A 26,846-nucleotide genomic window follows, 5' to 3' on the forward strand; every position below is an offset into this window, starting at 1 on the left:
ACGTTTGCCCGACACGCGCCCGAGGACTAGCCCCGTGACCGTCGCACCCGCCCCGAACTCCTTCCGCACCGGCCCCGACGAGCGCGGGCGCTTCGGCATCTTCGGCGGCCGCTTCGTGGCCGAGACCCTGATGCCGCTGATCCTCGACCTGGAGAAGGCCTACACCGAGGCCAAGGCGGACCCGGAGTTCCGGGCCGACATGGAGTCCTACGGCACGCACTACATCGGCCGGCCGAGCCCGCTCTACTACGCCGAGCGCCTGACCGAGCACCTGCGCGCCAAGGCGCCCGCGGGACAGGGCGCGAAGATCTACTTCAAGCGCGAGGAACTGAACCACACCGGCTCCCACAAGGTGAACAACGTGTTGGGCCAGATCCTGCTGGCTCGCCGCATGGGCAAGCCGCGCATCATCGCCGAGACGGGGGCGGGCCAGCACGGCGTGGCCACCGCCACGCTCTGCGCGCGCTTCGGCCTCAAATGCGTGGTCTACATGGGCGCGGTCGACGTGGCCCGCCAAGCCCCGAACGTCTTCCGCATGAAGATGCTGGGCGCCGAGGTGGTGCCGGTCGAATCCGGCACCAAGACCCTCAAGGACGCGATGAACGAGGCGCTGCGCGACTGGGTGACCAACGTCGCCGACACCTTCTACTGCATCGGCACGGTCGCGGGCCCGCATCCCTACCCGGCGATGGTGCGCGACTTCCAGTCGGTGATCGGCATCGAGACCAAGCAGCAGATGCTGGCGCTGGAGGGGCGGCTGCCCGACTCGCTCGTCGCCTGCATCGGCGGCGGCTCGAACGCGATGGGCCTGTTCCACCCCTTCCTCGACGACCGCGAGGTCGAGATCTTCGGGGTGGAGGCGGCGGGCCACGGCGTCCAGAGCGGCCTGCACGCGGCCTCGCTCACGGGGGGCAAGCCCGGCGTGCTGCACGGCAACCGCACCTACCTGCTGATGGACGGCGACGGCCAGATCGCGGACGCGCACTCGATCTCGGCGGGCCTCGACTACCCGGGCATCGGCCCCGAGCACGCATGGCTGCACGAGATGGGCCGCGTGACCTACCTGTCGGCGACCGATGCGGAGACGCTGGAGGCGTTCAAGCTCTGCTCGATGCTGGAGGGCATCATCCCGGCGCTCGAGCCCGCCCACGCCCTGTCCAAGATCCTCGAGCTGGCACCCCAGCGCCCGGCCGAGCACCTGATGGTGCTGAACCTCTCGGGGCGGGGCGACAAGGACATCCCGCAGGTGGCCGAGATTTTCGGGACGAAGCTCTGAGACGCGGCTGGATGGGAAACGAGGGCGTTGACACCGCAGCGTCCCTCTTTCTATATCCAGCCACCGACACGGGCGGCCCGACAGGGCTGACGGCGGTTTGGGGCGGGGTAGCTCAGCTGGTTAGAGCAGAGGAATCATAATCCTTGTGTCGGGGGTTCAAATCCCTCCCTCGCTACCAATCACACCTAGCAAATACAGATACTTAGGCGCGGGCCCCGAAAAGGATTTCGGGGCTTTTGCTTTTCCGGGGCGGAACTGGGGCGGCGGGTGCCCTCCCGCTACGCCCAGCGGCCGCCCTGGGCGCCGCCCCAGGACGTGCCTGTGGACAACCTCGCCCGCCGGTCCCGCCCCAGCGCCCGCGCCAGATCCGCCGGCCGGTCGGCCTGCACGAATCCGCGCCCGCCGCGGCGGCGCCCGGCGGCCTCCTCCATATCCTCGGCCACGGACCGCCACAGGGCGTCCCGCTCCTCGCCGGCGGCCGCGGCCGCGATGTCGTCCAGGCTTAGCATTGACCGTCTCTCCATTGAGAACAGATAGGGAACATGCGGGGCGGGTCAACGGGCAAGGATGAGATGCACGAACCTCGGACGTTGGGCGAATTCCCCTACCGGCGGGTGCGGGTGAGCTGCGTGTGGTGCCCCCGGCGGCGCGGGGAGTACGACACGGAGCGCATGGTTGCGCGGCTCGGGGCCGGGGCCAGCCTGGAGGAGGTCCTGCTGTTGGTGACGCGGTCGGGCCCGAGGCCTAAGGGATGGCTTGTCAGGGGCCGTCGCAGTACGTGCCCTGGTGCCGGGCCGTCCTCGACGACCTCTGGCACGGGCGCCCGCCGGACCGTCGTAGGCTCAAATCTACCACTTGGTACTCATCCACGAGGTCCGTAGAGGGTGGGGAGCGGGCTTTGGCATCCGTCCCCGAAGCGGTCGTTCGTGCGATGGCGATCTTCATAAGCCTCTGGCAAGACAGGAGGTTGGTCACAGCCCCGCTACCGCGCTAGTCTCGACCCATCATGGAACTGAAATGGCTCGAGGACTTCGTCAGCCTCGCCCGCACCGGCAACTTCTCGCGTTCAGCCGAGGAGCGCCACGTCACCCAATCCGCCTTTAGCCGCCGGATCCAGGCTCTGGAGATCTGGCTCGGTGTGGCCCTCATCGACCGCAGCACCTATCCGACCTCGCTGACGCCGGCCGGCCGGGAGTTCCGCGAGACGGCCGAGGAAGCCGTGCGTATGCTCCACGGCAGCCGCGCCGCTTTGCAGGCCAGCGCCCAGCCGAACAAGCAGACCGTCGCGGTCGCGGCGCTTCACACCCTGGCTCTGAGCTTCTTCCCGGGCTGGTTCCGCCAGATCGAGGCCCGGACTGGTCCCCTGAGTAGCCGCCTGCTGCCCGACGACTTCCACACCTGCATCCAGGCCGTTGTAGAAGGCGGGTACGACTTCCTGTTGACCTTCAACCATCCGAGCGTGCCGATCTTGCTCGACCCGGTGCAGTTCCCACACTGGGTGGTGGGGGCCGACAGCCTTGTGGCCGTACGGAGCCCGACGCCGACGGACGCGCCATTGCCGCTCCTGAGCTACGCGCAGAACTCCTTCCTGGGCCGCGTGGCGACGTTCGCACAGGCGCAGGCCGGCGGGCCGCCCGCGGCGGTCGCCCACACGAACGAAAACGCGATGGCCGAGGCGCTGAAATTCATGGCCCTGGAGGGCCATGGGCTGGCATGGCTACCGCGCAGCCTCGTCGGGCACGAGCTGACCGAAGGCAGGCTGATCGCGTTGGGCGAGGCAATGCCTCTTGAGGTGCGCCTCTACAGGAATGCCGGTCATCGCCGCGCCGCTGTGTCAGCCGTCTGGGAGGCTGCAGAAGCCGTCGCCGCAATTATGCAAGATCGGAATAGGTCGGACTGAGACGGCATTGGACCCGCCGGTGCAGGCCACGCATCCTGCCCTCACAGCAGGAGGTCACGATGCTCGGTGTGCTAGGTGGGATGGGTCCGATGGCGACCGTCGATTTCATGGCGAAGGTCGTCCGCAACACCCCGGCTGCTTGCGACCAAGACCATATCCCAATGGTTGTGTGCTCCGCCTCGGACATCCCAGACCGCAACGCCGCACTCCGTGGGGAGGGAGCCGATCCGCTTCCTGCTATGCGTGACGCCCTGCGGCGGCTTGAGGCTGCAGGTGCGACCTGCATCGCCATACCCTGCAACACCGCCCACATGTGGCACTGCGCCCTCCAGTATGCGACGCCTGTCCTCATCCTGCACATCGTGGACGCCGTGACCTTCGAGCTGACCGCGCGGAAGGGTGATTGCATCGGCGTCCTGGGCACGACCAGCACCATCGAAGGCCGCCTCTACCAGGAGCGGCTTTCCTACAAGGGTCTGTCCTGCCGGGCTCCCGACGCGGCCGGACAGGAGGAGGTGATGCGGGCGATCCGGCTGGTGAAGGCCGGCCAGCTCGCCGAGGCGACGGAGATCCTGCAGGCGCAGGCCGAGGCGCTGGTCGCCGCAGGTTGTAGCCAGGTTGTAATGGCCTGTACCGAGATCCCAGTGGCACTCGCTTCGGTCGAAGGAACGTTGCGTACGAAGCTTGTGGACGCGACAGAGGCGCTCGCCCGTGCTTGCGTGCGCGCCTGCAAGACAGACGCAGCATCCGAGATTGCCTTCGCGGCCTGATATCAATCCGCCTCGTCGGCCGCGTTTTGACCCCGCTCCGCCGCTCGCTGCGGCACGCTTTCTATCCGTACTCGGAAGCAAGCCGACGAAAATTCACCCGAACTGATCGCAATCGCTGTCCAACTCGGCAGCCTCCAAGCGGACCTTCCCAGGGGCCGCTCAGGGTCGATTTTGCTGAAAAACTCGGGATCGGCCGAAGCAGCACTCCTAGCCGCGGTTTCTGGAGAAGATCCTACTTCCGGATAGCTCAGGATGCGCGGCCATCGTGGCATCTCATCGCGAACAAGAGGAAAACATACTCCGACGACTCGGACTGGGCGCCGCTTGGGGCGATAACCCGGAGTTTTTCAACAAAATCGGTCGGAAGCGGCCTTTCGTGACGGGTACCAAGCGTCAGATTTCGCCACTAGCCAAGACGGTAACTCGGTGCGCTAGCCCCTGGTAACAGGGCCATGACAGCAGCCTTGCCCTCATGCGCGGTCCTCAAAGCAGGGGAGCAGGGCGGCGCCGATCTGGTTCATGGCCTGCTGCGAGGCCTGAATGGCGGGCGGGATGTGCTGCTGAACGAAGGGCACCACGGCAGGGTGGTGCTGGATCAGGTAGCGCATCCGCTCGGCCTTCATGGGCGCTGGGCAGACAGTGCACTCGATGCTGTCGGCGTACCCCTGAGCGTACTGCTGGGGCAGGGCGAGGGCGTGCCGCTCGATGTAGGTGATGCCTAGCACGAGCGGCCAAGGCGTCCTACCGGTTCGCAGCTCGGTCCGGTCCCCGCGCCACGCCAGCGCGAACAAGAAGCAGTTGAGCACGGTCGCTGTGGCGACCGGCGGCAAGAGCGCGGCGAGGGTCATAGCGTGGCTGATGTGGTGAGACCGTTGCTTCTCAGCAATCAGCCCACCCAAAGAGGCACCCACAGGACCGACCTATTGGTCAGCCCATCCAGCCGACGACAGGCTCCGGCCGATAGTCGAGCCGCAATAACTTAGCGGGTCAGCGCACCCGCCTCAGCGACAACACGCCGAGCTGCCGGGGCGGCGGCAGTCGGGGTCGGGGTCGGGGTCGTGGTCAACTCGGACGCTGGCCGCACGGCCGCGGTGACGCGAGCCTGCTCACGGTAGAGCGGCGGCGTCAGGTTGATGCGGTCCTCAGCCATTGTGGTGCCAGCAGTGGCAGCAGAAGCGAGGGCAGCAAGGGCGAGAAGCTGAATGGTGCGCATGGTTTGTCTCCGGCGTGGTCGACCTTTGAAGCGACCGTTGAAGACATTGAACCACGGATTTGTGCGGCGCGGTCTGCGCATTATGCATCGCACCATAGTGCACAACCCATAAGTAGCGCGACGTATATTGCTATTCCCTGAGGGGGGCACACCCGGCCCCCAATAGAAGAGCCATGCACTCAGCGCCTGAATAGAAATTCTTGTGTTCGACTCAAATTTTCTTGCTGTGAGGAATAGTGCAGCGCCCTCCGAATTTTCCTGCCCGAACGGAGATTACGACCACCTCATGATCCCGCACGCCGCACAGGGCGAAGCGATCTAGACCGCTCAGGCCCCTAGCCAGGTCACGAAGAACAGCCCAGCAAAGAACATGGCCGATGTGGCTGCCACGGCAGCGACTTCACGGTGGTTGAGCAGCAGGTGGTTGGCGGCGTGCGACATGGCGCGGAACTTGGGAAGCGGATGCGAACTCCATAATCGGCTGTCCTGACCACGGGGTGAGGAAAGAGCCTCAACCGGAGATGAAGCCGGGCTGTGCCGCGCGCCTGCAACGCACAAGGAGACGGAAGCGAGAGGGGCGGCCATCAGTGCCCCTCAACCTGGCCCGTTCAACGGCACCCAATGCGAGCGTGCGTGCTCAGGGGGCGGCGTGACGAGGGTGCCACCTTCCGCGAGCGTCCCGATCATCCGCAGAAGCTCTTGGTGTTCGGGGGCGTCCCCACCTGTCACCAAGAAGGAGCCGATTTAGCTCTGGCGCGGCAGCCCGCCTGAGGCTGCGTTCGGCTCGTGCAGGATGTATGGGCGATCCGACCCCGTATCCCACGCGAGGAACCACCTGTCACCGCTTGAACTCGTGTAGAGCTCTCGCCGCCAGAGCATCGCTGGCCTCCTGGCCCAGCATTGCCCCTGAACCAACGCGAGCCCGAGGCTAGGCGCTCCACGGCCAGAGCCCGAATGTAAGGAGAGTTCACCGGATCGGTTAAGCCGCGGCCCGGAGGCCGAAGGCGACGAGCTGGGGCACGAGGCCGTCCAGCGTAGCGCGTAACCCAGCTTAGAACGGCAAAGCCCGCCGCGGAGAACCGGGCGGGCTGCATCACTTTGGCCGCGCGAGGCGGCTCTGCCGTGGATCAGGCGAGGGTCGGGACCGGGCCGGAGAAGCCGGCAGCAGTGCGGTCACCGTCCATGTAGTGGGCCAGTGCGATCACGAGCGAAACTTGGACACCAGCAGCGACAGGAAGGAGGGCGAGAGCGGCAAGTAAGGTCATCAGCGTGGTCCTGAGCGGGTGTCTTCGATGGCCGCTATATCGCGTCGCACCATCTGGCATGCCACATACGAAAACGTATGAGAGGCATGCGCTCATTGTATGCCAAGCCATCGCCAAAGGTTAAGGGCCGCTTCAGGCGAATGCCGGCTGTGCCGCTCAACTGGGCCCTAAGGGCCGAACAACGCCCGTGCGTACGTTGCACCCTGCGAGAAATCCTTAGAGCTTCGCGGGGCCAGATCGGCGCCGAAAAGGGACCCACCTACGACCCTCTGGCGCGCAGAAAGATCATTGATGGCATCGATACGACTTATCGATAGCATCTGTTGGAATGATGGGGCGGCGCAGCGCACATTCCCTCTCGAAACAGGGCATCAGCCCCGAAATCCCGGAGGGACCAAACCCATGACCGTTCGCACCTTCATCCTCGCCGCTCTCGCTTCCGCCACCGTGGCGGGTGCCGCGATTGCCGACGAGCGCACCAACATCACGCCTACGCTCTACCGCGATCAGGCTCGCGTTACGGCGGCTGTACGGCCGGCGTCTGAGCTGACCACTGCGCCCCGCCTGGTGCCCGTTGCTCCGGTCGCTCCACGGATCGTCGTTGAAGCGACCGCTCGCTAACGAGCTACGCATGAACGCAGAAGGCCCGCCACTGAGGGACAGCGGCGGGCCTGACACGCAGCGACACCAGCGGGGCCGCGCCTTGCCCTGGTCAGTGCATGTCCCTCCACTTCTCGGACAACTCGCGCTGTGCCAACTGCCGTCCGAGCTCCAGGAGGAGCTGTTGCGTCAGTGTTCGCAGCCGTGGAGAGCTTAGCTCCTTGGCAAGGCCGTGCAGCCGGATGCCCAGATCCGCGGCCTCGTTCATCGCATCGGTGATTTCGTCCTGCGCCCGCGCAGCGAAGGCTCGGGTGCTCAGGTCCGCGTCAGTGATGTCGATGACGACACCACGCCCCTCGGCCGGGCGTCCCTGTTCGTCGAGGAAGAAGCGGCCGCGCGAGAGGATCCAGCGGACACGGCCACCGGGCGAGATGACCCTGTACTCGGCCAGGTAGGAGCTGCCTGCTTGAACGCAGCCCCAGATGATGCTGCTGATCTGCTCACGATCCTCAGGGTGGATGGCCTGCGCAATCACCTCGAACGGCACGCCGCTGCGGGATTGTGCTGGGCTAAGGTTGAACAGCAGCGCGACGACGGGATCGGCGTAGGCCCGATCCTCCGCGACATTCCACTCCCATGCTCCCATGCCGCCTGAGGCATCGATGGCTGCCTGTAGGGCAGCCTCGGACACGATCGTGTCCGGGTGCGCTTTCCGTGCCACCGCCAACCCCTCGCGCGTGCGACTCAGGGTGGTAATTGTCAGAACGTGGCGTCTGCTGCCACCTCTCGTTCGAATGGCGCATCCCGCATCAGACACATAACGGTTAGGGGCTAACCCACGTCGTCTGCTGCGGTTGTTAGCGAGGTGGGCGCAGCTGGAAAGCTGGTGGATTTCGTTCCCTCATGGGACGTGCGTCCTGGCACGTCGCGTCGGCAAAGGGCTCCCCATCTGAAGGCCACGCAAGACGATGCGGACCGGATCGGCCGGCCGCCAGCGTGATCAGGAGATGAAGACCCTCATGAAGACCCGTGTCGCCGCCGCTGTCGCCGCCCTCGTGCTCGGCGTTGCTGCCCCGGCCTCGTCTGCCCTGGCCTTCCCCTACGACGCGCCGCGCGGCCACTATACCGGCACCCTGCCCTACGAGCCGCAGACCACCGGCTCGATCGGCCTCTACGGCAGCCGCAACCCGGCCACCTGCCCGATGAGCTCGGCGGCCGAGGGCAACGCCAACCAGCAGAACTTCCCGGTCAAGCAGTATGGCCAGACCTCTGGCGGCAACCGCTGCTAAGGGGCGCGCCGGATGAAGAAGGCGATGAAGTTGTTCTCGTACGCCATGATTGGCGCGTTCGTGGTCGGGCTGGGCCTCACGCTCTGGGGCTCGGCCGGCATCCTCACCGGCTTCTAAGCCACAGGAAGATATGATTTACCCTGGGCCAGACTGCCGGTATCGTGGCAGCCTACGTGTCCAACACTCATGTGCAGGTCGGTGAGCTGCCAGGTCTGATCGCCGGCACGCACGCTGCCCTTGTCGGCCTCGGACAGCCCACAGCACCCGCAGAGCCAGAGGTCGAGAAGCCCAGCGCCGCCCAGATCCGCAAGTCGGTTACCGACGAGGGCCTGATCAGCTTCATTGGTGGCAAGTCCTACAAGACGCTCAAGCGCCACCTGACCGGCCACGGCCTGGATCCCCGCGCCTATCGTGAGCGGTACGGCCTGCCCGCCGATTACCCGATGGTTGCACCGGCCTACGCCGCGCAGCGCTCAACGCTGGCGCGCAGCATCGGCCTGGGCCGCAAGGCTGCGGTTGACGTAGAGCCCGAACCAAAGGCCCCGGCCGAGCCGGCAAAGCCCCGCGGGCGTCCAAAGAAGGCAGCAACCGCGTAAGACGGCACTGAGACACTGGCCCCGTCATAAGCTCGGCCATACGCCTGCTGGATCCCGCACGGGCGTCCAGCAGGCCTCTCCATGCCGATCCGGCGCGAGCACCGCTTTTTCTATCTTTCGATCGGCCGCAGCCTCCAGCCGTGATCCCCTTTCCGGCGCGAGGAGCTTACTGTGAACCAGGGGCTAGAAGCTTGGCTTTTCGGACCGATTGCGCGGATTGTTGCGCGGTGCCGGCCATGAGGCCGCCTGTCGGCCGGCCTCCGAAGCTGGATGGGGAGGAAGCATGTTCACGCACGTCATGATCGGCAGCAACGACTTGGAGCGGGCCAGGGGCTTCTATGACGCCACGTTCGCCGCGTTGGGCGGCAAGGCTGGCAGGATGGATGAGCGGGGCAGGCTGATCTATGCCTACGCGGGCGGCCGGCTGATGATCACGAAGCCGATCGACGGCAATCCAGCGACTGCAGCCAACGGCGGGACCATCGGTATCGTCGCTGCGAGCCGCGATCATGTCCTCGCGTGGCACGCGGCCGGCACTGCGAACGGGGGGACCGCGATTGAGAGCCCACCCTCGGAGCGCCCGAATGGGGCCTTCGTTGCCTACCTGCGCGATCCGGACGGCAACAAGCTCACCGCAAGGACCCAGCCGGCGCAGTGAGCCGAGCGGCCGGCGCTCAGACGCTCGCTTTCGGCCAGATCGCGCAGCGGCATGTTGAGGCCAGGCCGCCGGGAATACCGCAGCAGCGAGCCGTCGTGGCTCCGGTCGGTCCAGCGCATGCGGTTGGGCCCAGCGGAACGAGCTTCAGACCGGAGCGTTGCGCACGCTGAATTGGACCGCACTTCGGAGGTGTCCGTGCCGCGCAGATACCCGTTGCACCTCTGGGTCGTGCGGCATGGCGAGAGTTCCGGCAACGTCGCACGCGATGCGGCCCACGCGGCGGGTGCAGCACGGATCGACATTCCTGAACGCGACGTAGACGTCCCGTTGAGCACTCTCGGTCACCGGCAGGGCGATGCGCTCGGTCGGTGGTTTGCTAGCTTGCCCGAGGCCGAGCGTCCGGAACTCGCACTTGCCTCGCCCTATCGCAGGGCGGTCGAGACGGCTGAGGCCATTAGAGCGGCTGGTGGACTCGCGCCAGACGCCCCGGCCCTTCTCGTGGACGAGCGTCTGCGCGAGAAGGAGTTCGGGATCCTGGACCGGCTGACGCGGATCGGGATCGAGCAGCTTCACCCCGAACAGGCGGATCTGCGGCGCGATCTCGGCAAGTTTTACCATCGGCCCCCCGGCGGGGAGAGTTGGTGCGACGTCGTCCTGCGCCTGCGCAGCGCATTGGATACGGTCGCGCTCCACCACGACGGCAGACGCATTCTCATCGTCGCCCATCAGGTGGTCGTGCTCTGCCTGCGGTATCTTCTTGAGGAGATGACAGAGGCCGAGATACTGGCTGTCGATGCCGAAGGCGACGTCGCGAATTGCGGTGTGACCGAGTACGTCTTCTCGCCAGATGCGGGTCCAGATGGGGGGCTTGCGCTGATCCGCTACAACTTCGTCGCACCACTTGAGGAGCAGGGTACCCCCGTTACCTCCGAGACGGACGCCGACGCGGTCGCGCAATAATTGTTCGGCGACCGGCGAGAGGGACATGCCATGGCCGCTGTCACGCCTGTCACCGAGCATCTGCTGCGGAGCCGGAGGCTGCCGGATCCGGACTGCGACAGCAAGGACGATCGCGGGCGCTTGCTGATCGTTGCCGGTTGCACGGCCCTGCCGGGTGCCGTTCTGCTGGCAGCGCACACCGCTATGCGCGCTGGTGCGGGCAAGCTGAAACTCGCGGTCTGCAAGGACATAGCGATACCGATCGGCATCGCTGTGCCCGAGGCGATGGTGATCGGCCTGCCGCAGACATCTGCCGGTGGGATTGATCATTCGGCCGCGGACGTTCTGACGTCGCAGATCGAGGGGAGCGATGCTGTCCTACTTGGACCCGGCATGGTCGAAGACGACGATACCGAGCGCCTCGTTGCTGCCCTCGTCCGCAAGGCTCGCGATTGCAAGCTCGTGCTGGACGCTGGCGCCTTCGCGGCGCTTCGGGTCGAGCCCGATCTGGCACGAACCGCTCCGAACGCCGCGGTGATCACCCCGCATGCTGGCGAGATGGCAAAGCTTTTGGATGTCGAGCGCGCGGAAATCGAGGCCAACCCTCTCTCGGCAGCAAGAACTGCTGCGGAGCAGTTCGGCACCGTCACGGTGATGAAAGGTGGGCAGACATTCGTCGTCGCTCCGGATGGCCAAGCATGGTGCTACGAAGCTGGCCATGTCGGGCTTGCAACATCGGGTTCAGGTGACACCTTGGCAGGTCTCATCGTGGGGCTGCTCGCACGTGGCGCTGACCCTGCGACGGCGGCCTTGTGGAGTGTCTATGTCCACGGTGAGGCCGGGCGACGACTCGCGCGACGCTACGGGGGCATTGGTTTCCTTGCCCGCGAGATCCCTGCCGAGGTGCCCTGCATTCTCGCAGAGGTGCTGACGTAGCGGAAAGTAGGAACTTCTCGCCGAAGTCTCAGAACCTTTGGCTGTGACGCTTCGCCGTGCCGCGCAACCGTGCCCCCGCCCACCCGTTCACGCGGAAGGATTGAGGAGGCGAATATGCCACGCGTCGCGGTAGTGACCGGAGGAACAGCCGGGATCGGGCTGGCAACAGCGCAACTGTTCGCGGCCCGTGGGTGGAGCGTCGCGGTGATCGCCCGGGATGAGACGCGATTGCGCCAGGCTGAGAAACTGCTGACCGCGCATGGCCGTCCAGTGCTGGCGATCTCCGCAGACGTCGCGGACGCGGAGGCGGTGGACGCCGCGGCGGCGCAGATCGAGGCCGAGCTCGGGCCGATCCAGGCTTGGGTCAACAATGCTATGTCGACCGTTGTCAGCCCTGCCGATCAGATCAGCCCGGAGGAGTACCGGCGCGTCACCGAGACCACCTACCTGAGTCAGGTCTACGGCACGCTCGCCGCGCTCCGGCATATGAAGCCGCGCAACCGCGGCGCCATCATTCAGGTCTCGTCCGGCCTCGGCATCCGGGCCGCACCGCTGCAGGCGGCCTACTGCGGCGCGAAGTTCGCGGTCTCAGGCTTCACCGACGCTCTGCGCTGTGAGCTGATCCACGATCGCGTGGCGGTGTCCGTGAGCGTCGTCTACCTGCCTGCCGTGAACACCCCGCAGTTCGGTTGGTCCCGAACGCGCACTGGCCGCGGGCAGTACGCGCCGGACCCGGTGTTCGATCCCCGACTCTGTGCCGAGGCAATACTCTACGCGGTCGAGCATCCGCAGCGGGAGGTGTGGGTCGGGCGGACCTCCCTCATGATGGCAGCCGCCCAGGCGATCGCGCCGGGGCTTGCCGACCGGAAGGCGGCCTCGATGTGGGACGCGCAGCTCGAGGATACGGAGAAGCCGGATCGGACTGGCAACCTGTTCAAGCCGGCGCCAGGGGAAGCTGCGGTGGATGGGAGGTTCTCGTCTCGCACGCGCACGAGCCGGCATGAGTTCTGGACGAGTCGCGAACGTGACCTGCTGGTGGCGGGCATGGCTGGCGCTGCGCTTCTTGGGCTCGCGAGCGCTGCGGCTCTGGCTCCCCGGCGGCTCCTCAGACGGCTGTAAGGGCCGGCCTGGGCGGCGGTCGGCTCTGCGCTTTCGCATCCGCCGCCGTCCCGGGTGGTAAGCTTTGCAGTCCGCCTCAGTGCGCGGGACCCTGAAATGATCTCGGTTCGGGCAGAAAGCCGCAGTTCAGGGCCCATCGACGCCTACTGTGGCCGAAACCTCGACCTGGCCAGCGGTCGCTTGTTCGCTTCGAGCAGGCCAGGGCGGAAAGGGCATCCAGTCCGTGAAAGCATCCGACGCATAGCCGTGGTCGCAAGAAGCGACCCGCCAGGGCTCGCTCTCGCCAAAGCTCCCCGGATCCCAGCGGATGACGGCTCGGCGGTCTGGCTCGCGCCGATTGATGGCGATGATCCAGCGGCCGTCACGGGGCGCCCGATCCATGAGCCGCCAGCTCCACATTGCTTGATCCTTGGATCTTCAGGCCTAGGGACCCCTAACGCTGGATCAGGTCAGATCGTTCGGTTTGCTTGATTTAAGTTTTCAATCCGTCATCGATCCATCCGGGGCGAGGCGTCCAGCGTCTCTCGCCTCAACTAAACTACGGACGGCATCGACCAGCGCCTCCGGCTCAAAGGGCTTCTGCAGGAAGCGAGCACCTGCTGGCATGGCGTCTGTCTCGGGCATGATCACTCCCGAGATGATCAGCACGGCCAAATCCGGCCAGCGAGCCGCCACGGCCTTCGCCAGCATCAGCCCCGTAAGCGGCTCGCCGTCTAGATCGATGTCGGCGACAATCACCCGCAATTCGGTATCAGCGCCGAGCGCCGAGGTCGCCGCCTCGACCGTCGGCGCCTCGATGACCCGAAGGCCGGCATCCCGAAGGGCACTGGCGGCTGCCATCATCTGAACCGGCACGTCCTCAACCAAGAGCACTGCAAACGTGCTTGGCGCGTAACCGCCTTCCATGATCACCCCGCATTCGTCTCGGCTCATCCTGAACGCGGGCGGTGCGGCTTCCGCCCCATCACGGATTGCGGCGCGGTCCACACGAGCCAGCCTCTACCGTTCCAAGGCTCGCCCGATCTGCCCGCTATCCACAGACGCGCCGATCGTCGCGGCCACGCTGGTTGAACCCTGCCGCCCGGTGATGCTTGTTCCGCAAACGTTCTGGTTTTGCGGAGGCGCTCGGATGCACTGCAACCCTGTCGAGGTCGTGCCATCCGAGGCTAAGCGGATCGCCTACGCCTACCAGCTGGCGGCCGATGGGGACGCTCGGGCCGCGCTCGTCCACGCGATCGACGACGCCCTCACCGACCTTGCTGAGGCCGAGCGGCGCTCCTTGCGCAGCGATCGGCTGATCTCTCGAGGGTTCGACTGGGGCGGCGTCCCCCTTACCGGCCCCAAGGCATGAGCCTCCGTCAGGTTTCTGAGCTGTCCCTTAGGGGCACAGCCACGATCCGCATCCGTTGCTCGGGCAGGCGCTCTGCGCCGGCTTCCCCTCGCCCGCCGACGACTTCCTGGAGGGCGCGCTCGAGCTGCCGCGTTGGCTCGTGCCGAACCCGCCAGCCACCTTCCTCTGGCAGATCAGCGGCGAGAGCATGCGCGGCGCCGGCATCTTCGACCGGGATCTCGCCTGCGTCGACCGGAGCCTGACGGCGGGACGCGATAGCATCGTGGTCGCGGTGGTCGGCGGGCAGATGTCTATCAAGCGGCTCGTCATCGGGGGCAACCGCGCGCGGCTTGCCTTCGACAACCCGGACCTGCCCGCCTTCGCCGTCGAGGATCTCGAGGAGGCGGCGATCTGGGGTGTGGTGCGCTTCACGATCCGCTGGCACCTCGTCCGCGAGCGGCTCGGCCGATGAGCCGGGCGCTGGCCTTGATCGACGGTAACAGCGTCTACTGCTCGTGCGAGCGCGTGTTCGACCCCAAGCTCGCGGGCGTGCCGGTCATCGTGCTCTCGAACAACGACGGGTGCGCCATCGTGCGGACCGCCGAGGCGAAGGCGCTCGGCATCCGCATGGGCGAGCCCTTCTTCAAGATCCGGGAGATGTGTCGCAGCCAGGGCGTGCGGGTGTTCTCGTCGAACTACACCCTCTACGGCGACATGAGCGCGCGTACCAACGCGGTCTACCGGGACTTCTCACCCCGGGTGGAGATCTACTCGATCGACGAAAGCTTCCTCGACCTATCCGACGTGCGAGCGGACCGGCGTGTCGAGCTCGCCCGCGACCTGCGGGCGACCGTGCGCGCCTGGACCGGCATCCCGACCTGCGTCGGCATCGGCCCGACCAAGACGCTCGCCAACCACATCGCCAAGAGCGTACCAGACCTCGACGGCGTCTGCGATCTGACCGACCCGGTGGCCTACGACCACTGGCTCTGCCGGATCTCGGTCTCGGAGGTCTGCGGCATCGGCCGCGCCTCGCTCGCGAAGCTTGAGGCGCTCGGCGTCGACACGGTAGCGGACCTACGCCACCTCGACCCGCGGCCGGTGCGCAAGGCGATGACGGTGGTGGGCGAGCGCATCATTCACGAACTGCGGGGGCTCGCCTGCCTGCCCCTCGAGCTGATGCCGGTCCAGCGCAGGGGCTGCGCGGTCACCCGCTCCTTCTCGTCTCGCGCATCACGGATCGGGCGACGCTGGAGCAGGCGGTCTCCGCGCACGCGACGCGCCTCGGCGAGAAGCTGCGGCGCGGTGGACTCGCCACCAACCATGTCAGTGTCTTCTACCACACCAGCGAGCACGACCGGGCCGACCCGATGCGCGCGGTCTCCACGACTGTCATGCTGCCGGAGGCGACGAGCGACACGCTCGCGCTGATCAAAGCGGCGCTGCTCGGCGTCGCCAAGACCTGGCGCGAGCCCGGCGAGCGGCCGTGGCGCTACAGCAAGGCCGGCGTGATCACCACCGACCTGATGCGGCTGGAGGACAGCCCGCGGGCGTTGATCGGGCAGATGGACCGCGAGCGCTCGGGCCCGCTGATGGCGGGGATCGACGCCTGCAACGCGCGTTGGGGCGCTGGTGCCGTCGTGCCGGCGCGCGCGGGCGTGCTGGAGAAGCGGGACTGGAGCACGAAGTTCGAGATGCGGACGCCGCGCTACACGACGCAGGTGAGTGAGCTACCGGTGGCGCTGGCTTAGACTGAGAGGAAGCCGATTTATTGTACACCGAAGCGGGCTTAGCGGACGCCCAATCCTACCGCGACCGCCTTCTGCAGGAGCGATGATCGGCTGTGTACCCAGATTGGACCTGCTAGAACAACGTTCTGGCTTAGACCACGCTTGAATTCGTACACGCCGCGATTTGCGGCGGGATCGATGCCGCCATGATCGAATACCTTGCACCCCGCGGCAGAGGCGCGTTCAATTAGCCGCCAGATTGCCAGCGTCGCCGCACCACTTGCCCGCGCCCGATCGGTAGAGGCCGTGAAGAAATCAGTACAACGCTCCGCCGTGAGATGAGCTATGCGGATCAGGACGAGCTCGCCCCGATCTCGCACCTCAACAAAGAGGTGACGAGGATCGCGCGCCGCGAGGTCCCGATAAGCTGCGCAGTCAAAGGAGTTGGAAAAGCCACGCTGCTTTTTCAGCTCGGAGTAGAGAACACTGAAGGCGTCGAAGCAGGCAAGCCGCTCCTCCACATCCTCAACAAAGCGTGCGGACAAACTCGGCGTCCGCTCGACGCGACGGAGCACCTTTCTCCAACGCGACTCCATTTGCCCTTCGATGCCCCTCAGGCCGACAGTCAGATCAACGTCAATTGTGTGCCGAATCGGCGTAACTACGGGAGTGAAGCCCTGTGCTAGAACAGCACTCGTAGCGGCTGAGCACTGAGAACGCTCGAAGTCGATTAGCACGACGTCGAAGCGGCTCAGCCTGAGATGGCTGAAGCAGGCTTGCAGGCATCGTTCGGCGCGTCGCGCGCCTTTATGAGTTAGCAGTGGTCCACCCTGTATCCGCACAATTCGGACCGGACCGCGCGTCCGCTCATGGTACTGGGCCAAAGCGAGAATATCGTCGGCTCCGTCGAGTATGGCAAGTCTGTGGACCTTCCAGCCTGTACGGCTCTTGTATTCGCCCCAGAGCCACGAAGCGAATATATTGCCGCGCGGGTGCGCCCAAATCGCAGCGTCCCATTCGCCGCTGTCGGTGATCGTCCGAACGCTTATTCCAGATCGAACGTGATCAAGGGACGTCTCAATTGCTCGAATTCCCCACAAATCCCGGCTCAAAAGGCCAGTCGGAGCCTGTGTCCTCGGGAGCATGTCTGGCCTTGCAGCTGGCGATTTGGAGCGAGTGAGATTGCGCTGTCCGACCGTCGTCCAAGAGGGCACTGAGTCGTCAGGTATTACACCCGCATAGCTCCAAGACTATGCGGAAGGCCACCGGCGGCAATAATCCTTCTGAGCTACCGCCTATGTGTCTGGCTCCGATCTGAGTTATTCGATCCTCATTGGTCGGCCCATCAAGATCGCGGTCCGCGCCATGGTACGCCGCCAGCGGGGCTTGGCTTCCGGATCGGCCAGAGGCTTCGCGGAGGGCTCGTGCGCCTCGACCGCCGCGGCGAGGTCGAGCAGGTAGCCGCCGATCGGGTAGGAGGCGGTCTTCGGCTTCGCGAGCACCGCATCGACCGCGGCGTTGATCTCGTCGTCGGTAATTTCGGCGGCCTTGCGGAGGGTGCCCGTGGTCTTCTGGTCAGCCATGGCGTGAGGATAGCGCCTTCTCTCGGTAATGGCCCGTGCTTCCTGGCTCTAATCCGCAAACCGGCCAGCCCAACCGCAAGTGAATTACATTAACATTCGCTATGAGCGGGGCCGCTCGTCATACGATGATGAAATATCGAGTGCGGCGACGTATTGTGTTTGACAGAGTCGCGTGGGCGTGATGAGGCAATTTCGGGGGGGCGATGAAGGCGGATTGAGACTTGCTGTACCCCTGGGCGGATACGCTAGGCGCTGATCCGGGGAGCAATCGTGGTAAAAAGCAAAATCTCACTCACACCAGCCGAATTGGCGGCACTTAAATCCGTATTGAGGCACGGTGAAGAGCCGCTCGAATTCGTCACAACGGCTATCAACCTCGAAATTGCACGCCGGGAAAGCCGGCCTCGACGCGGTCTCAGAGCCACAAAGATCTTGGTGACGCCTCAGCATGAGGTGCCGGAAGAGCTGAACGAGATCGAGATCATTGCCAGCGTTGGAGCTAGCGAATGAGCCCGTTCACCCCTTGAACGCCCAGATCGGAATGCCGCGCAGGCGCGGGTGGGGGGGCCGACCTGCATCCAGACCTGCATCCAGTAGTAGGTGAGGTTCCCGAACCCGATGCGGTCGGCGCCGATGGTCTCGGCCGGCCGAGCGGTGATCACCAGTGCGCCGCAGTAGTCCGAGCGGATCGTGCCGTGCTGGGCGTGCACGCTGAACAGGTCGAGGTCGGTCCGACCGAGATCCACCGCCTAGGCCCCGAACCGCTCCAGGAAGTCGAGCATGTTGGCGTGCGCCTTCTGCCACTGCTCGCCGTAGAGGCCGGGGCAGGGACTCTTCGTTGGGCTAAGGCGTTCGACGCCGGAACGCCAAGTGTAGAGGTCGGAGGTCGGAGGTCGGGAGAGGGGCGAGGTGCGCTGACATGCCGGCCTTGTGGCGCGGCTCGGTTGCTTCGACCTTAAACGGCAGCAGATACGTACCGCAGCAGACCTATCAGCGCTGCACCGCAGGCCAGGGAAAAGACGAGCTGGCCGATCGGCGTCAGGTCATCGATTGGCCCGAACAGAAAGATTGACAAAGCCGCGACAGCGCCGATGGCGAGCACGCGCTCTCCTACCCATCGTTTGAGGGGCACAGTGTCGTCCTCGTCCAAAGGCAGGCTGCTTACGTTGCCGTTCAAGGCGCCACCTTCTGAGTCAGTTTCTGCAGGGCTTCGTTGCCGCTCTTAATTTTATGCTCGAGAGTGATATAAACCCTGCTGTTCAAGAAGAAACGATCAACCGCCCAAAAGCAGCCTACAACGACGAGCACTTGAGCTGCCCACAGGATAACGGCCAGGTCCCTTTTCTTCTGTTTTCTCGGACTGTCTGTGTCCTGCGTAGCAGGGGCCCGGACGGTGCCGCGGGGATTGAGGACGCGCGATGCTGCCCGATTGCTCAGAACTAAGTTGTCGAGGTCGGTCTTATTCGGCCGCGGCATGGTGTGGCTGTCCGTCCAGTGATCCGACGGAGCATAGACGTGGCAGGTTAATCGCTCGCGGACCGCATAGCCGGATGTTGGGATGGGGCGAGGTGCGCGGACATGCTGGCCTTGTGGGCCGGTTCGGTCGCCGAAGCGCGCCTGGCCGGTACGCATGTCGATCTCCAGGCTGAACATTCGCGGCGCCGTGCCGGGATCGCCCTTGCAGCGCGGCGGCCGATGCCGCTCGCGCACATCGAATACGACGAGGTGGCCCGCCGAGTGGTCGCTCTTCATGATGAAGATGTGGACCGCGCCGTCAGCATTGGCACCGTGAGTGCCGCCCGTCTCGCTCGGCGCCACCTGCGCGAGATCTTCGCTCGTACAGGAGCGGCCCAGCCGAGTGGCCGCCTGCCGCCTCCGCTGGTCCCCGCCGCCGAGCCAATCTTTGCCGCGATCGCGGCGGTCCGTTCTACCGAGCGCGCGTTCACGGCCTCGCTTAAGGGCCTGGACGAGAACGACACGGAGGCTGTTCGGCGCGCTGACAAGGCTGGCGAGACGAACGATCGCGCCGTGGCCGCGCTCTACGCCTTGATCCCAACGATGGTTGCCGGCCTTCAGGCGCTGATCCGGCACTACGCCGAGGATGCTGAGGCTTTTGAGCCCGGCACGGCCGGCACGCTGAACCTCGCGCATCTCGCCCGGATCGTGGTGAGCAACGCCCCGAGCTAGGCGCCCCGCGGCCCGCACACCGCCAGTCCCTCCCCTCCCCGCCATTCCCGACCCAACGAGCCCTCACGGAGCCCGAACGATGATCCATGTCCAGATGCCTGCGGAGGATCCGATCCACGCGGCCATTGCGCGGCATCGCGCTGCCTACGACGCCTTTCAGGTCGCCCCTGAAGGCACGCCGAGCGTCGAGGCCAGCAACGAGTACGACGCTGCCTCCGATGCCCTCGTGTCGACCGCGTGCGCCACACGGTTCGGCGCTCTCGCTCTGCTGACGCACCTGCGCTGGTGGCTCGCGGACGAGGCCGAGTTCAAGGCTGGGCATCAGCCCGCCTACGGTCTTGCCGAGGCCCGCGCCGCCGACCTGACGCTGTTCCTTGGCACGCCCCTATCGCCAGCCATGCGGCCCAACGGCGATGTCTTGGCGGGCTTCCTGCCGCAGGCCGCGCCTGCTGGGTGCCTCGGCCGGGCACTGCCGGCCTGTGATCGGCGCCGGCATGGCGCTGCTCGTGCCGCACCGAGCGAACCGCTTCCCGGCGAAGGGGCGGAGGCGGCGCTGATCGTCTCGGCCCGGCCGGACACCGCGCACGTCCGCGCCCCGCGGCTGCTGACCCTCTCCGGCGAAATCCTCGCCAGCTTCCTCCTCAGCCGCGACAAAACCGTTCTACCTGAGTGTGGCAGATCGGGGCGAAGGCATGCGTAGTGAATGCCGGCACGTCGCTCGTAGCGGATGGCAAGACGGCGGACGCCGGATGGTTTCAAGGCCTGAACAGTTTGGGGGGGAATGTCATCCCCAGCCGATGGAGGGGCAGCGATCCGGTGGCCTCCAGAAGCGTGACCAAAGCGGCATCATAGTGCTGACAGCGTGGTGCGTCCTGAGTGCGCATGCTGCCTAAGCCCATGCCCCTTAAATTTAATCCCCGACGGATGCAAAAAAATGCACGATGCCCTTGACGCAGGCCTCGGCACAGGTGATCTTGGTATACAATATATGGGCTAAGGGCGAGACTAGCTTCGGCAGCAACTCGGCTTGAGCATCGCGTGCCGCGCTGCTCTCGATCGTCCGTGCCCGGCCAGTCCTCCCGGCCGACAGGCGGTCAACTATACTTTGATATACTTCGCATCGGGCGAAAGCTCGAATGCGAACGCGCACTCTTTGTCCGCAGCGCCTCGAAGATGCGTTCGCGGGCATGAAAAAAGCACATAAATAACATAGGTGAGGAGATATCTATGGCAACGCGAGAATTGTTGCAGCCGAAGAGGGTGTCAGATAGCTATCGCTGGATGCAGCTTATCCTCGGCGTCATCTGCATGGTGATGATCGCTAACCTGCAGTACGGCTGGACCTTCTTCGTTCCGGAAATTCAGAAGACGTTCGGCTTCGATCGAGCTGCCATCCAGTGGGCATTCACCCTCTTTGTGCTGTTTGAGACTTGGCTCGTGCCGGTCGAGGGCTGGTTCGTTGATAAGTACGGTCCAAAGATCGTCGTCCTCTTCGGCGGCGTGCTTTGCGGCTTGGGCTGGGTGATCAATGCCTACGCCTCAACCCTGAACATGTTCTATCTCGGTCAAGTCATCGCCGGCCTCGGCGCAGGCGCCGTCTACGGCACTTGCGTGGGCAATGCGCTGAAGTGGTTTCCTGACAAGCGTGGTCTTGCCGCCGGTATCACCGCTGCGGGCTTTGGGGCCGGATCTGCCCTCACTGTCGCGCCCATCCAGTGGATGATCGCCGACAAGGGCTTCCAGGCTGCCTTCCTCAACTTCGGCATCGGCCAAGGTGTGATCGTGGCCGCACTGGCCTTCTTCCTTGCCGCTCCGCGCAAGGGGCAGGTCCCGGAGGTTATCGCCAACTCGGCCAACGTCCAGTCGCGGCGCAACTACACCCCCCCCGAGGTGGTGCGGCAGCCGATTTTCTGGCTGATGTACTTCATGTTCGTCATCGTTGGCGCCGGTGGGTTGATGATCACGGCCAACCTGAAGCCAATCGCCGCTGATATTGGCGTCGACAAGGTGCCAGTGACTCTGCTGGGCGTGACGATGGTGGCCATCACCTTTGCGGCCACGATCGACCGAGTGCTGAACGGGCTGACTCGACCCTTCTTCGGCTGGGTCTCGGACAAGATCGGGCGTGAGAACACGATGTTCATCGCGTTCGCCATGGAAGGTTTCGGCATCTACATGCTGTACCTCTGGGGCCATGATCCGCTGTGGTTCGTTCTCCTGTCGGGCTTCGTGTTCTTCGCATGGGGAGAGATTTACTCGCTTTTCCCTTCGACCTGCACCGATACATTCGGCTCCAAGTTCGCCGCTACCAACGCTGGGCTACTCTACACGGCCAAGGGAACCGCGGCGCTTTTGGTGCCGATCGCCAACTATCTTCAACAGAGCACGGGGAACTGGGACGGCGTGTTCTTGGCTGCTGCTGGAGCCAACATCCTGGCCTCGGTTCTGGCGATTGGTGTGTTGAAGCCTTGGCGCAAGCGGGTCGTTGCCAATGCTCAGGCTGAGGTGAGCGTCAAGGCCGATGCACAGATCGCGGTAGCCTAGCGGCTCGAGCCAGCGATAGAGCAACCACGGAAGAAAGGGTTTGGAGGTATGTCTCCAAACCCTTTCTTCAATGACCGTCTTGCACGGTCTTCCGCCGCCGGATCGTATCTATTCTTCGCAATCTGGAGATCAGCCTTCATTTTGAGTTCAACGCTGGAAGGCCAGCCTCTGGCTCAGCGCGCTCTCTCGTGCGGCTGGTAGAATAGAAGCGCCTGGACGCGGCTTCTTCGCATGAGCTGGCACAGCCAAGGCAGTTGCGAGGACCAGTTAGGAGGCTGCCGGGGACAGAAATCCAATGGGTCGGGATTAGCCTGGCCTCTGCTAACGTTCGCCTTCGGAGATCGAAGCGGGAACCCCCCCCGAGGAGGGGCGAGTTTCTTGAGCTTGAGTGGATAGGCGACTTCTATGCCGATCAGCCTTTTCACCGCACTCTTACTCGTTGCCGGCTTTTCCCTTGGCTGTGTCGGCATACATATCGCGCGTCGACACGCAGACGTTGTGACGATCGGACTGGTGCTGTTGCTAGGGCTTACGGCTTCATTATACGTGGGCCGTCTCAGCAGTAGCCGAGGGCAGCACATCGCTGAACAAGCCGGACCGGGGCGCGTCTGGACACCAATCCTTGCGCATCCGAGCATGTAAAAGGTAGGGGCAAAACCGATTGGCCTGAGCTTGGTAGATGAAATTGTCGGACGTAGCCGAGCGGTAAGTTGTTAGAAGAACCACATCCGCAAGCTGGTTGAGAGCGGTGAGCTTCGAGCCTTCCGGGTAGAGAAGCTCTGGCGGATCCGGGCCGAGGCCGTTGATGAGTTTGAAGCGCGCCCGGCTGTGCCAACACCGCTGCCGCGGCCAGCGGCAAAGGAGGATCGGAACCTGGCGCTCACCCGTCTCCGGCTGCGCAACCTGCGTAGGCTCAAGGGATCATCCTCAGCCTGAGAACGGTACGCTTCGGAGAATGGCGCAATGTCTCGGATGACACGCCAGCCTATCCGCTTCGATGATCTCCCGCTCTTCGTTGCGAAGGACAGGGACCTTGCAAAGGCCGTCGTTGGGCCCGAGCCCAAACAGAAGCAGGTCTGGCTCGCAAGCCTGCCAGATTTGGAGGCTCGCGGCTTCCCACGCCATACGCCTGGGCACGGTCGCTGCCGACCGGCCGTGAAGGCCTTCTATGACAGGCTCTTCGGTCTAGATGCAGATACCAGACTGGGCTGACCGGCCCCACGCCGCCCGCATCATCCCGTTCTATCGGAACGCGCTACGGGATTACCTCTTGGCCAAGTTACGCAAGACCGGCGAGACGCCGCAGTGGAGCCTCCTTTAGAGAGACCTGTTGGAGCAAACGCACCAAGAAGGTGGCTTGTGCTCGGTGAGGGGGATGCCAATGAGGGCCGGTTCATTCTGGAGCGCAAGCCTGGTCTCGGTGGCCCTGCTGCTCGCAGGGGATGCTTGGGCGACTGGTGGGCGCTCCTTCCTGCTCGTGGGCCTCGACGGGAAGACGTTCTTCCGGCCCGAAGGCTCAGTGAACGGGCCGAATGGGAGCGACGGCCTCGGCGTCATCGACATCTCGGAACCGGCCCGGCCGCGCCTCGCCCACGTGCTAAGGCTCGACACCTCCGTCTACGGGCCGCCGACCAACCTGCAGATCACGCCAGACGGCCGCCTCGGTCTCGTCACCAGCCCCGTGACCATGAGGCAGGAGGGCAAGAACTGGTGGGCGCAGCCGGATGATCGCCTACACGTGATCGATCTCGTGGCCGAGCCGCCGGCCGTAATCGAGACGATCCGGGTCGGGCGGCAGCCCTCTGGTCTCGCGATCTCCCGGGTCGGAGACGTCGCGCTGGTGGCCAACCGCGAGAGCCGCAGCGTGTCGGTCGTGAGGATCCGGGGGCGGAGCGTGCAAGTCGTGGCCGAGGTCGATGTCGGGACTGAGGCTGCCGCGGTAGCCATCGCGCCGGATGGGCGCCGGGCATACGTTGCCAAGAACAAGGCCGGCACGGTCGGCGTGATGACCTACGCGGACGGGCAGTGGCGCCACGATCCCGGCCTCGACATGCCGGTTGGACCGGGCACCTACGGCCTGGAGGTGACGCCGGACGGTGCCTTCGCTCTCTCAGGCAATACCGGCCCCACGCCGAGCGACGGCCATGCCGACTCGGTCACGCTTATTCGGGCTGGGACCGCGCGCCCGGTGGTGGTCGACCACGTCGGGGTCGGCGATACCGCCGAGACTCTGGCGATCAGCCCTGATGGGCGCCGGGCAGCGATCGCTGTCGTGAAGGGCTCCGCCGCGCCCCATGCGAGCCCCGCCTACACCGCCGAGAGCGCCGCCGTGCTGGTGGCGATCCTGCCCGAGGGACGGCTGCGCTACCTCGGCGAGGCTCCGGCCGGGGCCGTCGTCCAAGGCATCGCCTTCGATCCAAGCGGTGAGTACGTCTACATCGGCAACTACGCTGACCGGAACCTCGGCGTGTACCGGATCGTCGGTGACGCGATCCAGGATACGGGCTTCCGCCTCCCGCTGCCGGGTCAGCCTTCATCCTTGCGCGGTCGGCCCTGAGGGGCCGGCGAGGCGGTCCGGCAAGAGGTTGGCGAACTTCCTGCCCGGTCGTGTCCTGCGCCGGGTAGCCTGCATCAAGCCACCTTCGAACGGTAGGTGAACGAGAGGCCCGGCGTAGTGGGTGACGCTCGATAGCGGTCCCTGGCTACCATCATTTCCGCCCGCCCGGTCAACGACTTGGCGGGTTTTTTGATGCCCGTTCCCCTAACCCTGTCGGCTTGCAACACGTTGCAGCACGGTTCGTGATCTTCCAATGGGTTACGGCGAGCGGTTGGCGGCTCCGCGCAACGCGGACGGAACACGCTTGGATCGGTCGCCGGGCGCGTTTCAGGGCGGATGGATGCCGTGCACGCATGCCTTTGCCCCATCGACATGCCTCGCGCTTCCCGGGCAGGATGCCTTGACGCCGAAGTCTCTGGGCCGAGCCTACGGAAGGCGTCCATCGATCCAGGGGCCTCGCACGGGAGGGCATCGCATGCGCGTTCTGCTCGTGGGCTATGAGCCGGAGGTGGTCGACTTCTCCGACCCGGCATTGCCGCCCGGCCTCGACGCCGAGAAGATCCGCCATGGGATCCGGGTGGCTCTGGAGGATATGCGCGGCCGTGGCTGGACGGCCGAGCATTGCCTCGTCCGGCCCCGATGATCAGGCCGGCCAAGCCGTGCGGGAGAAGCTCGCCGCCGCCCCGTACGATTGCCTCGTGATCGGCGCAGGCATCCGCTCCTGGCCGCGCCACCTGCCGGTGTTCGAGGCCATCCTCAACGCGGCCCGGGAGGCCGCGCCGGCAACCGCCATCGCCTTCAACACGCGCCCGCAGGACAGCGCGGCGGCTGTCGAGCGCGTGTGCCGCGAAGCCCCGCGAAGCTGATCGCGGGAGGCGCCATGCCGAGCGCACCGGCTCCTCCTGACAGCACCGAGCCGTCCGGCTTGTCTGCCGGCGGCCGGGAGCTCTGCCATGGGCTCATGGGCCCAGAGCGTGGCATTGAGGCCGCGGTCCGCGAGATCCGCGCCCAGGCGCTCCGAGAGGCGGCCGTGATCATCCGCGCCCGCGCGCGGCCGGTGCTGGAGATCCACCAGAGCCGGGGCTTGCGCCGCACCGAGCGGCCCGAGAGAAGCCCCAGCCGATGACGGATCCGCGCTCCTGCCGCCTGCACCGCTGACTCTACGAGCGGGACCCGCGGCTCATCGACGACACGGATCCGCCCGCCATCGCCGCGTCGATCGCCCGCTCGACCTTCGCACGGGCGCTGTAATGCGTCATGTGGCCGATGCCGGGCAGCAGCTTGAGAGTGCTGCCGGGGATCGTCGTGTGCAGCCGCACCGAGTGCGCGGTCGCGTCCACGACGGCGTCCGCGTCGCCGGTCAGGATCGTGACAGGCAGGGTCAGGCCGGCGTAGCGGGCCTGGAGCCGGGCGACGGTGGCGTTCATCGAGGCCGCGTCCTCCGAGACCGCGCGCAGCTGCGTCGCCGCCGACGCGATCTCGACGGGGAAGCGCGCCGTGAAGCGGGCCGGCACCGGCTGGGGCCGGAACACCTGGCGGTAGGCCTGCTCCGCGAGCGCCCGGTTGACCGCGGCGGGCACCAGCGCGCGCGCCGTATCGCCGAGCCCCGGCACGGCGAGCGGCGCGGCCAGGACGGCGTCCGCGCGGTGCTGCGGGAAGAAGTAGCCCGACAGCAGGACGAGGCCGCGCAGCTCGCGCCGCACCTCCGCGGCGAGCGCGAGAGAGACGATCGTGCCCCACGAATGCCCGACGACGAGCGGGCGCTCGGCCTTGAGCGCGTCGAGGATCCGGTCGAGGAGTGCCGCCTGGGCGGCGGCTGTCCAGACCCGGTGGCGCGGCCGGGCCGTGTAGCCGAAGCCGGGCCGGTCGAGGGCGATGACGCGGTAGCGCGTGGCCAGCCGCTCGATCAGCCCGCAGATCGCGAAGTCCTCGGCCATGGTCCCGTTGCCGTGCACCAGCACGACGGGCCGCCCGCGGCCGCGCACGATGACGTGGACGGGCAGGCCGTCGATCGTCACGAACCGGCCCGACGGGCGCCGGACCACCTCCGGCCCGCGCGGGCCCTGCGCGGCCCGCATCGCGGTCTCGGCCTGCCGCACCGTCCGCTTTACGGAGCGGGCCGCCTGCCTGCGCGCATCGTGGATCGCCTGCTCGGCCGACCGGGTCACCGCTTCGGTGGCGGCCTTCGTCGCGGCCTTCGTCGCGGCCTTGGTCGCCGCTTCGACGGACCGGGCGATCTGCCGCGTCGTGCGGGTGAGGCTGCGGCGCACGAGACGCTGGGTGCGGCGGGACGGGGTGAAGGGAAACACGGCGACCTCGCGGGATGCCCGAGCGATGCGATCGTCGGGATTGCT

Annotated in this window: 29 protein-coding genes, 1 tRNA gene and 2 pseudogenes; 22 read left to right on the forward strand and 10 right to left on the reverse strand. The window is 65.8% G+C overall.

Annotated features, from left to right (window positions below; genetic code table 11):
- Positions 1 to 34 precede the first annotated feature (34 nt).
- Both trpB and MFF56_RS04600 read left to right on the forward strand, forming a co-directional pair.
- On the forward strand, positions 35 to 1,276 hold the full coding sequence (trpB, locus tag MFF56_RS04595; RefSeq protein ID WP_066924964.1) for a tryptophan synthase subunit beta: 1,242 nt from the start codon (positions 35 to 37) through the stop codon (positions 1,274 to 1,276).
- A 101-nt stretch (positions 1,277 to 1,377) separates the two neighbouring features.
- Positions 1,378 to 1,454: transfer RNA gene (locus tag MFF56_RS04600), tRNA-Met, on the forward strand.
- Between the two features lie 100 nt (positions 1,455 to 1,554).
- On the opposite strand, the gene MFF56_RS04605 is transcribed toward MFF56_RS04600, so the two are convergent.
- Entirely contained in the window at positions 1,555 to 1,785 is a 231-nt protein-coding gene (locus MFF56_RS04605) for a hypothetical protein (protein WP_066922122.1), read from the reverse strand.
- Between the two features lie 497 nt (positions 1,786 to 2,282).
- Between MFF56_RS04605 and MFF56_RS04610 the strand changes: the two genes are divergently transcribed.
- Both MFF56_RS04610 and cuyB read left to right on the forward strand, forming a co-directional pair.
- Positions 2,283 to 3,176: a LysR family transcriptional regulator gene (locus MFF56_RS04610; protein WP_066922124.1), complete on the forward strand. Its 894-nt coding sequence runs from the start codon at positions 2,283 to 2,285 to the stop codon at positions 3,174 to 3,176.
- A gap of 59 nt (positions 3,177 to 3,235) precedes the next feature.
- Entirely contained in the window at positions 3,236 to 3,946 is a 711-nt protein-coding gene (gene cuyB, locus MFF56_RS04615) for a cysteate racemase (RefSeq protein ID WP_066922126.1), read from the forward strand.
- 470 nt (positions 3,947 to 4,416) lie between these two features.
- Here cuyB and MFF56_RS04620 read toward each other — a convergent pair whose 3' ends face one another.
- Positions 4,417 to 4,671 (reverse strand): hypothetical protein, encoded by a 255-nt coding sequence (locus MFF56_RS04620; protein ID WP_156453699.1) that lies wholly within the window; start codon positions 4,669 to 4,671, stop codon positions 4,417 to 4,419.
- A 254-nt stretch (positions 4,672 to 4,925) separates the two neighbouring features.
- Positions 4,926 to 5,159, reverse strand: coding sequence for a hypothetical protein (locus tag MFF56_RS04625; protein ID WP_066922140.1), 234 nt, complete (start codon positions 5,157 to 5,159; stop codon positions 4,926 to 4,928).
- A 1,667-nt stretch (positions 5,160 to 6,826) separates the two neighbouring features.
- On the opposite strand from MFF56_RS04625, the gene MFF56_RS04630 reads away from it, so the two are divergent.
- Positions 6,827 to 7,045: a hypothetical protein gene (locus MFF56_RS04630; RefSeq protein WP_066922142.1), complete on the forward strand. Its 219-nt coding sequence runs from the start codon at positions 6,827 to 6,829 to the stop codon at positions 7,043 to 7,045.
- Positions 7,046 to 7,136: 91 nt separating this feature from the next.
- Here the strand turns inward: MFF56_RS04630 and MFF56_RS04635 are convergent, their stop codons facing one another.
- Positions 7,137 to 7,715 carry a PAS domain-containing protein gene (locus MFF56_RS04635; RefSeq protein WP_238229587.1) on the reverse strand — a complete coding sequence of 193 codons (579 nt, stop codon included), beginning with the start codon at positions 7,713 to 7,715 and terminating at the stop codon, positions 7,137 to 7,139.
- Between the two features lie 328 nt (positions 7,716 to 8,043).
- Here MFF56_RS04635 and MFF56_RS04640 point away from each other — a divergent pair, with 328 nt between their 5' ends.
- From MFF56_RS04640 to MFF56_RS04665, 6 genes are all read left to right on the forward strand, one after another.
- Positions 8,044 to 8,313, forward strand: coding sequence for a hypothetical protein (locus MFF56_RS04640; RefSeq protein ID WP_238229588.1), 270 nt, complete (start codon positions 8,044 to 8,046; stop codon positions 8,311 to 8,313).
- Positions 8,314 to 8,453: 140 nt separating this feature from the next.
- Positions 8,454 to 8,909, forward strand: a complete 456-nt coding sequence (locus tag MFF56_RS04645; protein ID WP_066922544.1) for a Ros/MucR family transcriptional regulator — start codon at positions 8,454 to 8,456, stop codon at positions 8,907 to 8,909.
- A 283-nt stretch (positions 8,910 to 9,192) separates the two neighbouring features.
- Positions 9,193 to 9,567, forward strand: coding sequence for a VOC family protein (locus MFF56_RS04650; protein ID WP_066922546.1), 375 nt, complete (start codon positions 9,193 to 9,195; stop codon positions 9,565 to 9,567).
- A 213-nt stretch (positions 9,568 to 9,780) separates the two neighbouring features.
- Positions 9,781 to 10,527, forward strand: coding sequence for a histidine phosphatase family protein (locus MFF56_RS04655; protein ID WP_238229589.1), 747 nt, complete (start codon positions 9,781 to 9,783; stop codon positions 10,525 to 10,527).
- A 30-nt stretch (positions 10,528 to 10,557) separates the two neighbouring features.
- Positions 10,558 to 11,442, forward strand: coding sequence for an NAD(P)H-hydrate dehydratase (locus MFF56_RS04660; RefSeq protein WP_066922548.1), 885 nt, complete (start codon positions 10,558 to 10,560; stop codon positions 11,440 to 11,442).
- A 114-nt stretch (positions 11,443 to 11,556) separates the two neighbouring features.
- The gene (locus MFF56_RS04665; RefSeq protein WP_066922550.1) at positions 11,557 to 12,561 is read left to right on the forward strand and encodes an SDR family oxidoreductase; all 1,005 of its coding nucleotides are present in this window, start codon (positions 11,557 to 11,559) and stop codon (positions 12,559 to 12,561) included.
- A gap of 480 nt (positions 12,562 to 13,041) precedes the next feature.
- Here the strand turns inward: MFF56_RS04665 and MFF56_RS04670 are convergent, their stop codons facing one another.
- Complete coding sequence (locus tag MFF56_RS04670; RefSeq protein WP_066922556.1) at positions 13,042 to 13,467, reverse strand: response regulator; 426 nt, start codon at positions 13,465 to 13,467, stop codon at positions 13,042 to 13,044.
- A gap of 223 nt (positions 13,468 to 13,690) precedes the next feature.
- Here MFF56_RS04670 and MFF56_RS04675 point away from each other — a divergent pair, with 223 nt between their 5' ends.
- From MFF56_RS04675 to MFF56_RS04685, 3 genes and pseudogenes are all read left to right on the forward strand, one after another.
- Positions 13,691 to 13,912, forward strand: coding sequence for a hypothetical protein (locus MFF56_RS04675; RefSeq protein WP_066922552.1), 222 nt, complete (start codon positions 13,691 to 13,693; stop codon positions 13,910 to 13,912).
- A pseudogene (locus MFF56_RS04680) lies at positions 13,909 to 14,363 on the forward strand (LexA family protein). The gene MFF56_RS04675 and the pseudogene MFF56_RS04680 overlap by 4 nt, the downstream one beginning before the upstream one ends.
- Positions 14,360 to 15,642: pseudogene (locus MFF56_RS04685) on the forward strand (Y-family DNA polymerase). The pseudogenes MFF56_RS04680 and MFF56_RS04685 overlap by 4 nt, the downstream one beginning before the upstream one ends.
- Positions 15,643 to 15,680: 38 nt before the next feature.
- Here the strand turns inward: MFF56_RS04685 and MFF56_RS04690 are convergent.
- The 4 genes from MFF56_RS04690 to MFF56_RS04705 all read right to left on the reverse strand — a co-directional run bounded on the left by MFF56_RS04690 (position 15,681) and on the right by MFF56_RS04705 (position 18,381).
- Complete coding sequence (locus MFF56_RS04690) at positions 15,681 to 16,196, reverse strand: GNAT family N-acetyltransferase (protein WP_238229590.1); 516 nt, start codon at positions 16,194 to 16,196, stop codon at positions 15,681 to 15,683.
- Between the two features lie 744 nt (positions 16,197 to 16,940).
- Entirely contained in the window at positions 16,941 to 17,204 is a 264-nt protein-coding gene (locus MFF56_RS04695; protein WP_066919045.1) for a hypothetical protein, read from the reverse strand.
- A 443-nt stretch (positions 17,205 to 17,647) separates the two neighbouring features.
- Positions 17,648 to 17,950: a hypothetical protein gene (locus tag MFF56_RS04700; RefSeq protein WP_066919043.1), complete on the reverse strand. Its 303-nt coding sequence runs from the start codon at positions 17,948 to 17,950 to the stop codon at positions 17,648 to 17,650.
- Between the two features lie 209 nt (positions 17,951 to 18,159).
- Entirely contained in the window at positions 18,160 to 18,381 is a 222-nt protein-coding gene (locus tag MFF56_RS04705) for a hypothetical protein (RefSeq protein WP_156453510.1), read from the reverse strand.
- 401 nt (positions 18,382 to 18,782) lie between these two features.
- Between MFF56_RS04705 and MFF56_RS04710 the strand changes: the two genes are divergently transcribed.
- From MFF56_RS04710 to MFF56_RS04740, 8 genes are all read left to right on the forward strand, one after another.
- A complete protein-coding gene (locus MFF56_RS04710; protein WP_066919041.1) occupies positions 18,783 to 19,391 on the forward strand; it encodes a hypothetical protein in 609 nt (202 codons plus the stop codon).
- Positions 19,392 to 19,470: 79 nt separating this feature from the next.
- Positions 19,471 to 20,091 (forward strand): hypothetical protein, encoded by a 621-nt coding sequence (locus MFF56_RS04715; protein WP_066919039.1) that lies wholly within the window; start codon positions 19,471 to 19,473, stop codon positions 20,089 to 20,091.
- Positions 20,092 to 20,618: 527 nt separating this feature from the next.
- Positions 20,619 to 21,935, forward strand: coding sequence for an oxalate/formate MFS antiporter (gene oxlT, locus MFF56_RS04720; RefSeq protein WP_066919037.1), 1,317 nt, complete (start codon positions 20,619 to 20,621; stop codon positions 21,933 to 21,935).
- Between the two features lie 726 nt (positions 21,936 to 22,661).
- Positions 22,662 to 22,871 carry a MerR family transcriptional regulator gene (locus MFF56_RS32260; RefSeq protein WP_373324026.1) on the forward strand — a complete coding sequence of 70 codons (210 nt, stop codon included), beginning with the start codon at positions 22,662 to 22,664 and terminating at the stop codon, positions 22,869 to 22,871.
- Positions 22,872 to 23,316: 445 nt separating this feature from the next.
- Positions 23,317 to 24,492 (forward strand): hypothetical protein, encoded by a 1,176-nt coding sequence (locus MFF56_RS04725; protein ID WP_066919035.1) that lies wholly within the window; start codon positions 23,317 to 23,319, stop codon positions 24,490 to 24,492.
- 475 nt (positions 24,493 to 24,967) lie between these two features.
- Entirely contained in the window at positions 24,968 to 25,135 is a 168-nt protein-coding gene (locus MFF56_RS04730) for a hypothetical protein (protein WP_197430444.1), read from the forward strand.
- The gene (locus MFF56_RS04735) at positions 25,095 to 25,358 is read left to right on the forward strand and encodes a hypothetical protein (protein WP_238229591.1); all 264 of its coding nucleotides are present in this window, start codon (positions 25,095 to 25,097) and stop codon (positions 25,356 to 25,358) included. Before MFF56_RS04730 ends, MFF56_RS04735 begins: the two co-directional genes overlap by 41 nt.
- Before the next feature lie 95 nt (positions 25,359 to 25,453).
- Positions 25,454 to 25,618: a hypothetical protein gene (locus MFF56_RS04740; RefSeq protein ID WP_156453524.1), complete on the forward strand. Its 165-nt coding sequence runs from the start codon at positions 25,454 to 25,456 to the stop codon at positions 25,616 to 25,618.
- 34 nt (positions 25,619 to 25,652) lie between these two features.
- Here MFF56_RS04740 and MFF56_RS04745 read toward each other — a convergent pair whose 3' ends face one another.
- A complete protein-coding gene (locus tag MFF56_RS04745; RefSeq protein ID WP_066919293.1) occupies positions 25,653 to 26,801 on the reverse strand; it encodes an alpha/beta fold hydrolase in 1,149 nt (382 codons plus the stop codon).
- Between the last annotated feature and the right edge of the window lie 45 nt (positions 26,802 to 26,846).

Origin of the sequence: Methylobacterium hispanicum, from assembly GCF_022179285.1 — a bacterium.
GTDB classification, from domain to species: domain Bacteria; phylum Pseudomonadota; class Alphaproteobacteria; order Rhizobiales; family Beijerinckiaceae; genus Methylobacterium; species Methylobacterium hispanicum.